Source organism: Rheinheimera salexigens, assembly GCF_001752395.1.
In the GTDB taxonomy this organism is placed as follows: Bacteria; Pseudomonadota; Gammaproteobacteria; order Enterobacterales; family Alteromonadaceae; genus Alishewanella; species Alishewanella salexigens.
Map to the genome: position 1 here is coordinate 1,315,022 of NZ_MKEK01000001.1, position 16,220 is coordinate 1,331,241.

Annotated in this window: 10 protein-coding genes and 2 pseudogenes; 7 read left to right on the forward strand and 5 right to left on the reverse strand. The window is 42.4% G+C overall.

Features of this window, described 5'->3' with window-relative positions:
- Positions 1-21 precede the first annotated feature (21 nt).
- Positions 22-2,538: a PilZ domain-containing protein gene (locus BI198_RS06070; RefSeq protein ID WP_070048752.1), complete on the reverse strand. Its 2,517-nt coding sequence runs from the start codon at positions 2,536-2,538 to the stop codon at positions 22-24.
- A 149-nt stretch (positions 2,539-2,687) separates the two neighbouring features.
- On the opposite strand from BI198_RS06070, the gene radA reads away from it, so the two are divergent.
- Positions 2,688-4,049 (forward strand): DNA repair protein RadA, encoded by a 1,362-nt coding sequence (radA, locus tag BI198_RS06075; RefSeq protein ID WP_070048753.1) that lies wholly within the window; start codon positions 2,688-2,690, stop codon positions 4,047-4,049.
- Between the two features lie 227 nt (positions 4,050-4,276).
- Here radA and BI198_RS06080 read toward each other — a convergent pair whose 3' ends face one another.
- Positions 4,277-5,026, reverse strand: coding sequence for an outer membrane protein assembly factor BamD (locus tag BI198_RS06080; RefSeq protein ID WP_070048754.1), 750 nt, complete (start codon positions 5,024-5,026; stop codon positions 4,277-4,279).
- 124 nt (positions 5,027-5,150) lie between these two features.
- Here BI198_RS06080 and rluD point away from each other — a divergent pair, with 124 nt between their 5' ends.
- From rluD to pssA, 4 genes and pseudogenes are all read left to right on the forward strand, one after another.
- A complete protein-coding gene (gene rluD / locus BI198_RS06085) occupies positions 5,151-6,125 on the forward strand; it encodes a 23S rRNA pseudouridine(1911/1915/1917) synthase RluD (protein ID WP_070048755.1) in 975 nt (324 codons plus the stop codon).
- 14 nt (positions 6,126-6,139) lie between these two features.
- Positions 6,140-6,946, forward strand: a complete 807-nt coding sequence (gene pgeF / locus BI198_RS06090) for a peptidoglycan editing factor PgeF (RefSeq protein WP_070048756.1) — start codon at positions 6,140-6,142, stop codon at positions 6,944-6,946.
- Between the two features lie 179 nt (positions 6,947-7,125).
- Positions 7,126-9,701, forward strand: a pseudogene (clpB, locus tag BI198_RS16400) (ATP-dependent chaperone ClpB).
- A 169-nt stretch (positions 9,702-9,870) separates the two neighbouring features.
- Positions 9,871-10,716 carry a CDP-diacylglycerol--serine O-phosphatidyltransferase gene (gene pssA / locus BI198_RS06100; RefSeq protein ID WP_070048757.1) on the forward strand — a complete coding sequence of 282 codons (846 nt, stop codon included), beginning with the start codon at positions 9,871-9,873 and terminating at the stop codon, positions 10,714-10,716.
- A gap of 285 nt (positions 10,717-11,001) precedes the next feature.
- Here pssA and BI198_RS06105 read toward each other — a convergent pair whose 3' ends face one another.
- A complete protein-coding gene (locus tag BI198_RS06105; RefSeq protein ID WP_449421111.1) occupies positions 11,002-12,180 on the reverse strand; it encodes a methyl-accepting chemotaxis protein in 1,179 nt (392 codons plus the stop codon).
- Positions 12,181-12,213: 33 nt separating this feature from the next.
- Positions 12,214-12,546 (reverse strand): annotated as a pseudogene (locus BI198_RS16520) (PAS domain-containing protein); the annotation flags it as partial.
- A 228-nt stretch (positions 12,547-12,774) separates the two neighbouring features.
- Here BI198_RS16520 and gshA point away from each other — a divergent pair.
- Both gshA and BI198_RS06115 read left to right on the forward strand, forming a co-directional pair.
- Complete coding sequence (gene gshA, locus BI198_RS06110) at positions 12,775-14,364, forward strand: glutamate--cysteine ligase (protein ID WP_070048759.1); 1,590 nt, start codon at positions 12,775-12,777, stop codon at positions 14,362-14,364.
- A 147-nt stretch (positions 14,365-14,511) separates the two neighbouring features.
- On the forward strand, positions 14,512-15,168 hold the full coding sequence (locus BI198_RS06115; protein ID WP_235605261.1) for a transglycosylase SLT domain-containing protein: 657 nt from the start codon (positions 14,512-14,514) through the stop codon (positions 15,166-15,168).
- Between the two features lie 167 nt (positions 15,169-15,335).
- Here BI198_RS06115 and rlmA read toward each other — a convergent pair whose 3' ends face one another.
- Complete coding sequence (gene rlmA, locus BI198_RS06120; protein WP_083256566.1) at positions 15,336-16,121, reverse strand: 23S rRNA (guanine(745)-N(1))-methyltransferase; 786 nt, start codon at positions 16,119-16,121, stop codon at positions 15,336-15,338.
- Positions 16,122-16,220 lie beyond the last annotated feature (99 nt).

Sequence of the window (16,220 nt, forward strand, 5' to 3'; positions counted from 1 at the left end):
AAGCCGCTAAGACTTAAGCTGCTAGCTGTTTAAAAATGCTAGCTTAGCTTGGGCTATTGTTGCAGGGTTAGCATTTACGGCATAACGCAGGATAATTTCAGCAGAAATATCGATAACATCTAATACACCCACCACACTCCAAAGCTCTTCCTCAAGTAGTTTCGCTTTATGAATGGCGTAAGTACTTATGTAATTAAGCTCTTTAGCAAAGTACTCAATGTCGGGTCTATTGGTGCGCATTAAACATAAGCGATAACAAAATAATAAACCGTGTTGCAATGAGGTGCTAACATAATCTTGGATGGCTTTTTCATTAGCAAACTCATAGCTATATTTGCACTCTATGTCGCTACTGTTCTTTGCTTTATGGCCAACACTGACAAATAGCAGAAACTCACTACCTTGCTCAAAGCGTTTCATTTGTTTTAATTGCTGAGCAAACTGTAAGCTGGCTGCACTGTTGCGTAGGATATTATTTAACTCAATTACCGGCGGCTCGTTCTGTGCTTTGGCTTGGCCAAAACGCATAATATGATGCAGGGTATGGGCGGTTTTACCTTTGGCTACAGTATTAATTTCATAGCGAATGCCTTTACGTTGCATAAATAACTGCAAATTATTTTGCGACTGTAAATACATATTTCTAAGCGCGGCCGATAATCCTGGGTAGCGCGGTGTCTCTTGGGCTTGGGTAAGTTTGCTGCGATTATTTTTAATCAGCTGCTGAAAAAATACTTGGCCGCTATGCTTATTGTCGTTACCGGCTACTTTTAAATTAATAATAGTACGGCTTTTACTCACTGCCATCACTTCATAAGCTAAAGCTGATAATTGATGTTTCTGACTAATTTTTTGCAACTCAGGCAAGTTCAATAAAATAATATCACCCTTAGCAAAGCTAACCGGTATTTCAGTTTCAATTTGCATGCCTTTAGCTGAAAAATCTCGGCTAAAGCCGGTAAGATTAGGCATATCATCGGCTTGTTGTATTTCTATAGCGGTTTTATATAAATAACGAGACTCGGCGCGCAAGTTAATATAATGCATTGGCACGGCTTCGCAGTGCGGAATATCAGAACGTTTTTTATGGCCAAATTGGGCTAATAATTTAAGTTGAGTCTGTTGATAGGTATATTTTTGATAGCAAAGAGTGCTATCGCTAGAAGTGATATCGGTTAAGCTAACCATAAAACGGATATCTTGAATAAAACCTTTAACTAAAGCCGATACTTGCTCTGTATTTTCCTCATCTGCTTGCGGCAACACTGAGCCGGGATCAGCAAATTGAGCAGAGCTGGCTGAAAAGTTAAAATGAAACACTCGCCAACTAGGCTTAGACGAGCCAAAACCATAAAATACGCCTCGTAACTCAGGTGTTTGAGCTAATTCTTCATCAGTTGCAGAATAATAAAATAATTTACCTTTTACGGCATGGGTAAAACAATACAGAATACAGTTACTATTGGCCGATTTTTGATCTATGCGGGTTTTCAGTCTTTTAGTATTAATAATGCTAATTAACACTGACTTATGCTGCTCATCTAAAAAGTATTGCCAACAGTGCTTATTATGATCGGTTGTTAGCACACTGATCGGCGTGGCTATATTGTCGCGTACAGCAATAAAAATGGGTAGAGTAGTAAGTTTAGGTAAATAAAATTGCTCATAGCCCTTAGTCAGTAAGCAAGCACTGACATTATCTAAATTAACTTTATAGCGGCGCTTATTACCATTGATAAAGTTTTGTAAAAACTGACTAAACTTGTTTTCATCTGTCGCGGGTTGGCGCTTCATTCGCCAATAACTAAATTGATCGTGTTGCTCAATATCAACAATGGTATAGGGCACACCGTTAGACATTTCAAGCACAAATTCCTGCTCTAATTGAGTGAAAAACAACGTTATTTTTTGACCGATTTTAGCTTGTTGCTGTTTACGCACTTTAATTTTACAGCCCGAAACGGATAAATCAGAGGTGCTAGCGGTAAAACGATGGCTTACGGTTTGCACGGCGACATCAATACTAAAGTTCATCCGCTCGTCACGGCGACTGATGTAGTTGCCAAACTCAATTATTTTTGGTTGCTCAAGTAATTCATTTGCATCAGCACTTTGTTCGAGTTCGGAGTTACCATTTGCCACCCGAGTCAATGCTTCTCGCACTCGTTTCTCAGTGTCTTTGCGATGCATCACTCGAAAATTATTATCGGTATTTCTAACTTCTTCATACAAGCCAACTGTAAAGCTGCCGTATTGCTCTAGTCCTTGTTCAAACACTTTAATGGCATTTTCGTCCATATAATGTGTTTTACCTTGATAAGGATAAGGCTTAACGTCACCATCAACTAAACCACGTAAATCAATAAAAAACTGACAGCGCTGACCAATGCGCTTAAGCTCCATTTTTAAAATAAACTGTTTAGATTTAGGTAAATCAGCAGTTAACAGACTAAACATTTGCTCAAAATTGCTCGAGTTTAGGCTAGTTTTTAACTGCTCAATAATGCCGATATAGGCTTGTAAGTCTGGTGCGGTCATAATTCGTCTAAGTGCTTGCCATAAATTCGGCACCTTATCGTGATAATATATAGTACGCTACGTGGTTATAAAGTGAAAAGCAATATTCATGCCTTTCATTTCGTTCAAGAAAAAATAGATCGATAAAAAAGGCTTTAGGAAAAAATTACATGTCAAAAGTTAAAATAGCTTATGTCTGTACTGACTGTGGCGCAGACTTTATGCGCTGGCAGGGACAGTGCACAGCATGCGGTACATGGAACACCATAAGCGAAGTACGCTTAGGCAGCAATCCCACTAAATCCAGCCGTAGTAGTGGCTATGCCGGTGCTACGGTGGCTAAAGTGATCCCATTAGATCAAGTTGATTTACAAGCTGTGCCACGCTTTAGCAGCGGCTTTGCTGAATTTGACCGTGTGCTTGGCGGCGGTATTGTACCAGGTTCCGCTATTTTAATTGGTGGCCACCCAGGCGCCGGTAAAAGTACCCTATTATTGCAAATGGTATGTGGTTTAGCCAGCGGCGGTGGGGTGTTATATGTCACCGGTGAAGAATCACTGCAACAAGTTGCCATGCGTGCCCAGCGGCTAAATTTGCCTACGGCTAATGTCAATATGTTGGCAGAAACCAATATCGAAACCATTTGTCACTTAGCCGAGCAAGAAAAACCCCGGCTAATGGTTATCGACTCTATTCAGGTGATGCAATTATCTGATATTCAATCATCACCTGGTAGTGTGTCGCAAGTACGTGAAAGCGCCGCGTATTTAACTCGTTTTGCTAAACAACATAATATCGCCGTTATATTGGTTGGCCATGTTACCAAAGACGGCTCACTAGCAGGACCAAAAGTACTTGAGCACTGTATCGACTGCTCAGTTATGTTAGACGGAGACAGCGATAATCGGTATCGCACCATACGCAGCCATAAAAATCGCTTTGGTGCCATAAACGAGCTTGGCGTCTTTGCCATGACCGAGCAAGGTATGAAAGAAGTGAAAAACCCTTCCGCCATATTTTTAACCCGTGGTAAAGAAGATCAATCTGGCAGCATTGTAATGGTGTTATGGGAAGGCACACGACCGCTACTGGTTGAAATCCAAGGCTTAGTCGATCAGTCACCCTTAAACAACCCACGTCGGGTCACCTTAGGCATGGATCAAAATCGGATCTCGATGTTGTTAGCGGTTATGCATCGCCATGCCGGTATTCAAATGGCCGACCAAGATGTATTTGTAAACGTGGTAGGTGGCGTAAAAGTAAATGAAACCAGTGCCGACTTAGCGACCTTACTGGCGCTAGTGTCTAGTTTTCGTGATAAGCCATTACCTAATGATTTAGTGGTATTTGGTGAAGTGGGGCTAGCAGGTGAAATTCGGCCAGTACCTAGCGGCCAAGAGCGTCTGCGCGAAGCGGCAAAACATGGTTTTAAACGCGCTATCGTGCCACACGCCAATAAACCCAAAGATGGCATCCCTGGTATGGAAGTCATAGCCGTATCAAAATTAGCCGAAGCACTAGAAGCGATTTAAGACAAAATATTTCAAGGGGTCAGAGTTGTTGAAAACTAAAAACAGTTTCAACAACTCTGACCCCTTGAAAATACGGACGAGAATTGGTTTTACCCGAAACTAACCATGGGAGCCCTGGACGGGCGGACTTGAGCCCCCAGGGATGGGTTTACGGCGTGTTAGTGTGGGTAAACCGATTCGTGTTCATAACATCAAAACTCAGAACTACATGAATGGCTTAATATAAACTAAAACCGCTTATTGCCAGGAAAGTTCAGCTGCAACACCGCTGCAGTATCCTGCTTTAACTTGGTTAAGCCCAATTTACCGTAGGCTTCAACCATCACTTCTAATGCTTGCTCTACCATGGGCGAGTCGCGATAAAACTCTACTATATATTTACCACGATTAGCTGCCGCTAAAAATGCACCACGGCGCATATAGTAATCAGCAATTAATAACTCATGCTGAGCTAAAGTGTTTTTAATCGTTAGCATGCGGCTTTTCGATTCTGCAGCATATTTGCTGTCAGGAAAACTGCTGACTAATAATTTAAAATCATCAAAAGCTTGGCGGGTACTGGCTAAATCGCGATCTGAGCGGTCAATACCTAACATACTATGCATGGCATTTTGGTCTGACTTAAGGTTACTTAAGCCGCGCATGTAATACACATAATCTAATTCAGCATGATTGGGGTTTAAGCGAATAAAGCGGTCAATGTTGGCAATGGCTTTATCAACGTCACCCGATTTATAGTAGGCATAAATTAAATCTAACTGCACTTGGCGCGCTAATGGGCCAAACGGATAACGCGAATCTAACACCTGCAATAATTCAATGGCGCGATTATATAAGCCATTATCAAGCACTGTTTTTGCTTCTTGATATAAAGTTTGTGGTGTTGCCGTACTGGCCACATCTGGCTCTTTAGGCTTGCTAGCACAAGCGCTTAGGGTAAGCGCCAACAGAGAAATCAGTAAAAAATTTGCTTTCATTTAAAAAATCCGTAACTACTTAAGCTAAATGGCTGTCTAGTATGGTGTATAATCGTTAAAATACTATGTATTGCGATAATACTCCAGACTCGCTGGGGTTGCACACAGGATAACTGCTTACGTTATGACAAAACAGCTAAAACTTTCAGAAATCGTGCCCGATCATTTATTTGGTAAGCGGTTAGATCAGGTTCTTGCCGAAATGTTCCCTGATTATTCACGTTCTCGAATAAAAGAATGGATCTTAGCCGGTGCCGTTAAGGTAAACGGAGAAGTAAATACTAAACCTAGAGATAAAGTACTAGGCGAAGAGCAAATAGATATTCTGGCCGACTTGCCAGAAGAAGTGCGCTTTCTTGCTGAAGATATCGAATTAAATATCGTATATGAAGACGAGCATATCATGGTGATTAATAAACCTGCGGGTTTAGTGGTGCATCCTGGTGCGGGTAATGCCGACGGTACTTTGCTTAATGCCTTATTGCATCATGTACCGGGTATTGGCGAAGTGCCACGCGCCGGTATTGTCCATCGCTTAGATAAAGACACTACTGGTTTAATGGTTATCGCCAAAACGATTCCCGCTCAAACGCATTTAGTTGAAGCTATGCAAGCCCGTGAAATCGTGCGTGAATACGAAGCGATATGCCACGGTACTATGACTAGCGGAGGCACAATAGATGAACCTATTGGTCGTCACCCTACCAAACGTACCCATATGGCGGTAACGCAATCGGGTAAAGCGGCAACCACTCATTTTCGGGTGATGGAAAAGTATCGTGCCCATACTCGGCTACGTTTACGCCTAGAAACCGGTCGTACTCACCAAATACGGGTGCACTTAAGCTTTAATAACTACCCATTAGTGGGCGATCCAGTGTATGCCGGTCGGCCAAGACCACCGCGTAAAGCCAGTGCAGAGTTGTTAGCTATTTTAAGAGCTTTTAAACGCCAAGCATTGCACGCAGCCATGTTACGTTTAGCGCATCCTATCACCAGTGAAATTTTAGAATGGCATGCGCCTATTCCAGATGACATGGTGCAGTTAAATGCCATATTACGTGCTGATACCGCTGAGCATGGCTTCGATTTAGTCTAAGGCTAGACGACAATATGCTTATTTATCCAGACTGGCCAGCACCGGCAAATGTTCATGCAGTGAGCAGTAGCCGGTTTGGTGGTGTGTCTAAAGGTGTATACGATAGCCTTAATTTAGGGCTGCATGTTAATGATGACGACAAAGCCGTAATGCAAAATCGGATTTGTTATCATCAGTTAGCGAAGATGCCAACACCCACACTATGGTTACAACAAGTACATGGTATTGCAGTCGCAGAGTTGACTGTTAAAAGTACGGCTAACAGTACAGAGCCAATTATCGCCGATGCGTGTATTACTTCTGCAAAACAGCAAGTTTGCACCGTGATGACCGCCGATTGTTTGCCGCTATTAATCTGTGATAGTAATGGCCTGCAAGTGGCGGCAATACATGCCGGTTGGCGCGGGCTTTGCGGCGGTATTATTGAGCAAACAGTAGCGCGTTTTCCCCAGACGCAACAACTGTTAGTTTGGCTAGGCCCAGCCATAAGCCAAGCAGCGTTTGAAGTCGGGCCTGAAGTACGAGCGGCTTTTATAAAACATGATGCAAAAGCGGCTACAGCGTTTTTATTACAAGACCAAACCGAGCAAACCCAACTTTCGCAAAGCCAACTATCACCAGGCCAACTATCACCAGGCCAAGAGCGGCAAGTTAAATACCGCGCCGATTTATATCAATTAGCTAGGCAGCGTTTACATGCCCTAGGCGTTAGCGCTATTTATGGTGGTGATTACTGTACCTATCAGCAATCAGAGCTATTCTTTTCTTATCGTCGCGACGGCGAAACGGGGCGCATGGCCAGTTCTATTTGGCTCGACTAAGGCTTATTTAAACTAAAAAGTCAAATTATTGACGTTGACTGCTTGAAATTTCAGCACCGCTACCCAATCTTATTACCTATCAATAGAACACATCTAGTCTAGTCATTAATGTTAGTTATTAATAACAGATATTAATGCTAGCGACAGTCTTAAACAGATTAAGGCTAATAGGAGCAAAAATGCGTTTAGAAAAATTTACCAGTAAGTTTCAAGAAGCTATCGCTGATGCGCAATCGTTAGCGCTTGGCCGCGATCAACAATATATCGAACCGGCACACTTAATGTTTGCGCTGCTAAATCAAGAAGGCGGCACCGTTCGCGATTTACTCAATAAGCTAGCCATCAACTTTAACGATTTACGTTCTAAAGTCAGCCAAGCCATCGATCGCTTACCGCGGGTGGAAGGCGACAATGCTAATTTACAGTTATCTTCAGCCACCGCACAGTTATTACAACAGTGCGATAAATTGGCTCAAAAACGTAAAGACCAGTTTATCTCCAGTGAGCTATTTGTATTAGCTGCCACAGAAGACAAGACTGACTTAGGTAAAGCTTTACGTTTACTAGGCGTGGAAAAAGAAAAAGTTGAGCAAGCTATCGAGCAAATGCGAGGCGGTCAAAAAGTAGATGATGTTAACGCTGAAGACTCGCGTCAAGCCTTAACTAAATACACTACAGATTTAACCGCCCGTGCCGAATCAGGTAAATTAGATCCAGTTATTGGTCGCGACGATGAAATTCGCCGCTGTATTCAAGTACTACAACGCCGGACGAAAAATAACCCGGTGTTAATTGGCGAACCAGGCGTGGGTAAAACGGCAATTATTGAAGGCTTGGCTCAACGTATTATCAACAAAGAAGTACCAGAAGGGCTGAAAAATAAACGGGTATTATCACTCGATTTAGGCTCGTTATTGGCTGGCGCCAAATACCGTGGTGAATTTGAAGAGCGCTTAAAAGCGGTATTAAATGAATTGGCCAAAGAAGAAGGCCAAGTCATTTTATTTATCGACGAAATTCATACTATGGTTGGGGCCGGTAAAGCCGAAGGTGCTATGGATGCCGGCAATATGTTAAAGCCAGCATTAGCACGCGGTGAATTACACTGTGTTGGAGCCACCACGTTAGACGAATACCGTAAATATATTGAAAAAGATGCAGCTTTAGAACGTCGATTTCAAAAGGTATTGGTTGAAGAGCCTAGCGTGGAAGACACCATTGCTATTTTACGTGGTTTAAAAGAGCGCTACGAAATTCACCATGCAGTGGATATTACCGATCCGGCTATTATTGCCGCGGCTACACTATCGCATCGTTATGTGTCCGATCGACAATTGCCAGATAAAGCCATCGACTTAATTGACGAAGCTGCGTCAAGCATTCGGATGCAAATGGACTCAAAACCTGAGCAAATGGATCGCTTAGAGCGGCGTATTATTCAATTAAAGTTAGAAGATAATGCGCTGGCCAAAGAGTCGGACGACAGCAGTAAAAACATCGCGATATTATTCAACAAGAAATCGCTGAGTTAGAAACCAGCTATAACGAGCTAGACGAAATTTGGTCATCGGAAAAAGCCGCGTTACAAGGCACCCAGAATATTAAAACCGAGCTAGAGCAAGCCCGGCTTGATATGGAAGTGGCTCGCCGCGCTAGTGATTTACAGCGAATGTCGGAATTACAATATGGCCGCATTCCTGAGCTAGAGAAAAAACTCGACTTAGCCAGCCAAGCTGAAATGCAAGAAAATACCTTATTGCGTAATAAAGTAACCGAGCACGAAATTGCCGATGTGCTATCCAAAGCCACCGGTATTCCGGTAAGTAAAATGCTCGAAGGTGAACGTGATAAATTATTGCAAATGGAAGATGCTTTACATAAAACAGTGATCGGCCAAGACGAAGCGGTCACGGCAATTTCGCATGCTATTCGCCGTTCACGTGCTGGGCTGTCTGATCCGAACAAACCGATTGGTTCGTTCTTGTTCTTAGGCCCAACCGGTGTCGGTAAAACCGAATTAACAAAGTCCTTAGCTCAGTTCTTATTCGATAGCCCTGAGGCCATGGTGCGAATTGATATGTCTGAGTTTATGGAAAAACATGCGGTGTCGCGTTTAGTCGGTGCGCCGCCAGGTTATGTCGGTTATGAAGAGGGTGGTTACTTAACTGAAGCTGTGCGTCGTAAACCGTACTCAGTCATCTTGCTAGATGAAGTAGAAAAAGCGCATCCCGATGTGTTTAATATTCTACTACAAGTGCTAGATGACGGCCGGTTAACAGACGGTCAAGGTAGAACGGTCGATTTTAAAAACACCGTGATTATTATGACCTCAAACTTAGGCTCTGATTTAATTCAAGAGCATTATAAAGAACATAGCTATCAGCAAATGAAAGATATGCTAATGGGCGTGTTAGTACAGCAGTTTAGACCGGAGTTTTTAAACCGGTTAGATGAAACTGTGGTATTCCACCCGTTAGATACCACGCAAATTCGCAGCATTGCTAAAATACAGCTGGCGCGACTAGAGCAGCGTTTACAAGAGCGGCAATATCACTTTGCCATTACTGATGTGGCGTTAGATAAGCTAGCTGAAATTGGCTTTGACCCATTATATGGTGCACGGCCATTAAAACGGGCAATCCAGCAACACCTAGAAAATCCGTTAGCTCAAGCCTTATTACAAGGCGATGTGTTACCAGGTAGCACCATTACGCTGGATCATAATGGCGAAAAGTTTGTGGTATCTAGCAAATAACAGCCTAAAGCGAAAACAAGTTAGGCTAAATATGGCTTATTGGCACAGTTTAGCTATAAATTAGCTATATAAAGAAGTGACTGCAACCCAGTCACTTCTTCCTTTTCGCTATTCATGTTATCTTAGCTACCTTATAATTAGTCCATAGCCCATTATTAGAAGTAGTTTTATGACCGAGTCAAAAATGAATGACACTAGCCCAAAAAAAGGGATCTTCTTACTACCTAATTTATTAACTACAGGTGGTTTGTTTTCTGGATTTTATGCCATCGTCACATCGATGAATGGCCACTTTGAAGCTGCCGCTGTAGCTATTTTTGTCGCGATGATATTCGACGGCTTAGATGGTCGGGTTGCAAGGCTCACTAATACCCAAAGTGAATTTGGTGCCCAATACGATAGTATGGCCGATATGATATCTTTTGGTGTGGCACCCGCATTAGTTGCTTATAACTGGGGTTTATCTGGTTTAGGTAAATTTGGTTGGCTAGCAGCTTTTGTCTTTGTCGCTTGTGCTGCACTACGCTTAGCGCGTTTTAACGCCAACTTAGGTGTTACTGATGGCCGTTTCTTTCAAGGCTTAGCCAGCCCAGCTGCCGCAGCATTAGTAGCCGGTATGGTCTGGACCGGCAGTAATTATCAAATCGATGGCCATAGTTTTGGTTATATCGTCGGTATTGTTACTATTTTAGCCGGTTTGCTGATGGTGAGTAACTTCCGTTATAACTCTTTTAAAGATGTTAACTGGCGCGATCGAGTGTCGTTTTTAACCATCTTATTGGTAGTGTTAATCTTTGTAGTCATTGCCGCACGCCCAGCTGAAATGCTATTTGGTATCTTCTTAATCTACGCCTGTTCAGGGCCTATCACGACTATCCGTAGTGTACGTAAATTAAAGCTAGAGCACGTAGTAGGCGACTCAGACGACGCAGACTTTGCTGATGATATAGATAAGCCAGTACAAAAGACGGCTAAACCAGAAGCAGAAAGCGAACAGCCAAAAGATAATACTTAAGGGTTAACTCAGTTTAATCTAGCTAAACAAAAAAACGGTTTGTCTCAAAGCAAACCGTTTTTTATTTCAAGGGGTCAGATGTACTTGAAACCAAATAAATGCATTTCAAGTACTCTGACCCCTTGAAAATTACTTAATAAGGAACGGTTTTTACCCTAAACTAACCACGGGAGCCCTGGACGGGCGGACTTGAGCCCCCATGGATGGGTTCACGGCGTGTTAGTGTGGGTAAACCGATCCGTCTATATACTCAAATGTCGAACGAAATAATCAGTATGCTTTAGGTTAGCCAAAACTCTTATTTAAACCGGCAATTTGCACGGCTTTATTTTGTAAATCGACACTGTTATCAGCAACAACATGAATATTAGCTAAATTGGAATCGCCAATAGTGCGAATTTGTTGCACATTCTGCTGCACTTCTTGAGCAACAACACCTTGTTGGGTGGCCGCGGTGGCAATTTGCGATGATAAATCGGCAATGTTATTAACCATTTGCGATATTTCATTTAACTGCTGCTGGCTAATAACTGTTTCATCTACACAGTGCTCAGCTTGCTCTCTGGTGTTTAACATCACCTTGCCCCAGTTTAATAGGGTTTGCTGGATCTCAGTAATAGACAGCTTAATTTGCTCGGTAGCCTTATGAGTGCGGGATGATAACGCTCTCACTTCATCGGCAACCACCGCAAAGCCGCGGCCATGTTCACCGGCACGAGCTGCTTCAATGGCCGCATTTAAGGCTAGTAAGTTAGTTTGATCGGCAATACCTTGAATTTCGGTCATCACCGTGCCAATCCGCTCAGCTTCTACTGCTAAGCTATCGGCAGTCGAGGCCGCGCCTTGTACTTCACTGGCGAGTTTTTTTACTGTCTTAGCTGTTTGCGCCATAGTCACTTTAGCTGTTTCACAAATACTGTGGGTATCGTTAACTTGTAAGTGAGTCTGATGAGTACGATCAGCAATATCTTGCACCGTACTACTTAATTGGGTCGTGGCCGTGGCAATACTAATCAGTTGCTGTTGCTGCTCGGCAAAACCAGATTTCGTCATGGTTACGGCTTCATGCTGGGTTTCGGCAATATGCATTAATGCGCTAGTGCTATCGGTAATACGGCCTAATACAGTTCTTAAGCGAGCTTGCAGCATTAATTGTTGGAATTCAGCTATGCCATAAGCGCCTTCGCCAGCGTATATCCAACGCGAAACGCTATCAAACTCGGCTTTAGTTTGGGTTAACTGCGCCGGAATAATAAACAACTCATCATAACAACAGGCTAGCCAACATAATGGCAGTAATAGCGCCCATAAAAAGTGGCTACCAAAAATATAGGCACCGCCTAACGCTAGCACTAAACTTAATACTAAGGCCAATATGCGCTTCATGGCAAAGTTACTGCGCCAGTCAGAAGGGGTTTTTCCGTCCATCATAGTCGGATAAAGCTCGCTGGCACTTTGAATCATTTTTGCCGTTGGTTTAAATCTAACTGATTGATAACCTGCCAACTTGTTATTTTCATAAATAGGGGTTACAAACGCATCTACCCAATAAAAACTGCCATTTTTAGTGCGGTTTTTTACCACACCACGCCAAGACTGACCTAACTTAAGTTTTTGCCATAAATCGGTAAAAGCGGCTTTGGGCATATCCGGATGGCGGACTAAATTATGATTTTTACCCTGCATTTCTTCAGGGCTATAGCCTGAAACTTGGCAAAACACTGGATTGGTATAAGTAATTACGCCGCGCAAATCAGTGGTAGACACCAGTTCTTGATCAGCAGGAAAAGTAACTTCTTCATTAATAACACTACTATTACGACGACTCATATTAATAAACCTAAATTATTTGATACCATTACAGATACTTGGCGCGGAGTATAAAATAAAAGCCCTACCATTTATAGTGATATAACACGCTCCAATAAGCGCAGTGGTGGCTGTTTCTGCAAATATATTTGTTCTTCAGCCAATTGCCAGCTAAATTGGGGGTAACCCTTGAGTTTATTTAGCCTCATCCCCAAATCTAGCGTGATGCTTACCGATTAAGGAAATAACTTGTCTACACTTATTCAACAACGACTCTCTGCACTAAATACCGATGCATTTAAAAAAACGGTAGTAGGTATAAAACGCGGCATTGAGCGAGAAACTTTGCGCGTCTGTCCAGACGGTAAGCTAGCATTAACCGGGCATCAAAAAGAGTTGGGTTCTGCGTTAACTCATCCGCTAATTACTACAGACTTTTCTGAATCATTATTAGAATTTATCACCCCAGCTTGTGACGATATCGATACCACTTTGGCCCAACTCAGTGATATTCATCATTATGTCAGTCAGCAAATTGGTGACGAGCAATTTTGGCCAGCCAGTATGCCGTGTTTTATTAACAGCCAAGATACTATTCCGCTGGCGCAATATGGCAGCTCGAATGTTGGTAAAATGAAAACCTTATATCGCAAAGGCTTACATAATCGCTATGGCAGTATGATGCAGGCGATAAGTGGCGTGCATTTTAACTTTTCTTTTTCAACCGAATTTTGGCAGAACTATCAGCAATTACTTGGCGATACCGGCGATTTACAAAGCTTTATTTCCGCCCAATATTTAGGCCTTATTCGTAACTACAAACGTTATGTATGGCTAATGGTGTATTTATTTGGTGCCTCTCCGGCCATGTGTAAGTCATTTATTGCCGATCGCGAGACTAAATACGACTTTAAACCTTTAGGTAAAGGCAGCTTATATTTACCTTATGCTACGTCGTTACGGATGAGTGATTTGGGCTATACCAGCAGCGCACAATCTAGTTTAAACATTAGTTACAACAGCCTGCCTGAATATGTAAGTGGGTTACAAGACGCAATAAGCAAACCATCAGAGCAATACAGTAAAATTGGCGTTAAGTTTGATAACCAGTACCAGCAGCTTAATACCAATGTCTTGCAGATTGAAAACGAATTTTATTCAACTATTAGACCCAAGCGTACTGCCGAGTCTGGTGAGAGACCAACCACAGCTTTAGCTAAACACGGTGTGGAATATGTTGAAGTACGAGCATTAGATGTAAACCCTTTTAGCAACATTGGTATTAATTCTGAGCAAATGCACTTCTTAGATATCTTTATGCTGTTCTGCTTGTTGCAAGATAGCCCTGATTTGTCGATTGAAGAGCATAATATTACTGATGCCAATTTACGTAAAGTGGTCACTGATGGTCGTCGCTTAAATTTAGATCTACAAGATGGTGAGCATCCGCGCTTAATGCAAGATTGGGCCGAGCAACTGTTTGCCGACATGATGCCCATCGCTAAATATTTAGATAGCGCATACAACAAACAGAAGTACCACACAGTATTAACTGATTTTTATAAAGCACTATTAAACCCAGCGTTAACCTACTCAGGGCAAATACTGGATAAATTACTACCAGAACAAGTGGATAATGGCAGTTTTATGCTGCAATTAGCAACAGAGTATAAACAGCAATTAAAGCAACAACCGTATCAGATTTATTCAGAGCAAATGTTTATCGATAAAGCGGCTGAGTCGCTGCAAAAGCAGCAACAAATTGAGCAACAAGAAGACATCAGTTTTTCGCAATACTTAAAACAGTATTATGCCGAAATGCCCGACTGTGATGAGTAACTAAATCAATAGTTTGATGAGCAACTAAAGCAAACCGTAAATAATAGGCAAAAAAAATGGGCTACCAAATGGTAGCCCTAACTTTAATCCAGGGAGAAATAACACATAAAGCTTGTAGCTTTGCTACACCTTGTTAGAATCAGCCGGATGAAAAAAGTTCAAAACATAGTTCACAATACTGCTAAGACTATCGCTAATATAGCTCACAGCCAATCTCAGGCTAAAACGCGTAATTTAGCGCGTAAAGTCGCCTCTCGCATTAGCCTAATCGGAATAATGGCCATTATTCTTGCCGGTTGCAGCACCGCACCGCCAAAAAACAGCGCTAATATTTGCGAAATCTTTCATGAGCATCGTAGTTGGTATGACGAAGCGGCAAAAGTGCGCGATAAATGGGGCGTGCCTATTCATATCCCCATGAGCATCATGTATCAAGAAAGCAGCTTTAAGCATAATGCCCGGCCACCCATGCGTTGGTTCCTCGGTTTTATCCCTTATGGCCGAGCCAGTACAGCTTATGGTTACTCGCAAGCTAAAACCGTTACTTGGGATGAATACGTTAAAGAAGCCGATCGGTTTTGGGTAAGTCGCGACAACTTTGGCGACGCCATGGACTTTATGGGCTGGTATATCGACAAAACCCATCGTTTAAATAAAGTCTCTAAATGGGATGGTTATCACCAATACTTAAATTATCACGAAGGCTGGGGCGGTTATCGTCGCGGTTCTTACAAAAGTAAAACCTGGTTAGTGAATACCGCAAAAAAGTGGATAACCGGGCAAAAACCTATGCCGCACAATTAAATCAATGTGAAGACGACTTAAAACGCGGCTGGTTATGGCGCCTGTTCTGGGGCTAGCCCTAATTAACAGAATATGGGGTCAGTGCACATAGAATATGGGGTCAGTGTACATTAATTTTTGTTAATTTACTCCGAGCCCGCATCAATACTAAGCTAACTGATACAGGTCTAGTAAAAATCGATGCTAATGCTGTTACCGTTATTGCAGAATTTTTCTGCAAACTGCTGTTTCTGTTCTGCAGTAAACTTCCACGCTAACGGCACCATTTGAATTAAAGCTAACACATCAGCCGGCTGGCTAAAGTCTAAGCGAAAGCTCAGTCTTTGCCGCTGCTGATGGCTAAAGCCGGCTATCTGTTCAATCGCATCATCATGTAATCTTGGTTCCGCATATACCGCTTGTTTCATTTCAAACAAATGCTCAGGCCCGGGTGTCACCGTTAATAAATAACCATCTTGTTTTAGCACTCGCACTAACTCATCAGCCGCCGAAGGCGCATAAATACGCACTATGCTATCAAAACACTGATCAATAAAAGGCAGCTTAAAAGCGCTAGCAACGCAAAACTGCAGTTGTTTATTGGATTTCGCTGCTTGTTTAATGGCATTTTTTGAAATGTCTAAACCGTAAATTTGGCATTGCGGCAAGGCTTGCTGTATTTGGCCACTGTAATAGCCCTCACCACAGCCTAAATCTAATAATTGCTTAACCTGTAACGGTTGTAGCATCTTACTTACTGCATCGGCTAACGGCTGATACCAACCGGCATGCAAAAAGTCGCGTCTAGCCTGCATCATTTCTTTATTATCACCAGGTGCTTTAGAATTTTTTTGTTGCACTGGCAATAAGTTAACATAGCCTTCTTTAGCGATATCAAAACTATGGTTCTGACTACAGCTAAACAATTTATCAGTGGCAGTTAAAGGACGTTGGCAAAGCGGACATTGATACATAATACAATCTAAACAGAAAAATTGACGCTAAGTGTAGCAGTTGCGCAGTGTTTTAAGCAAAGCCTTGCTATAATGTCCGCAGCCAAATAATGCATTTTT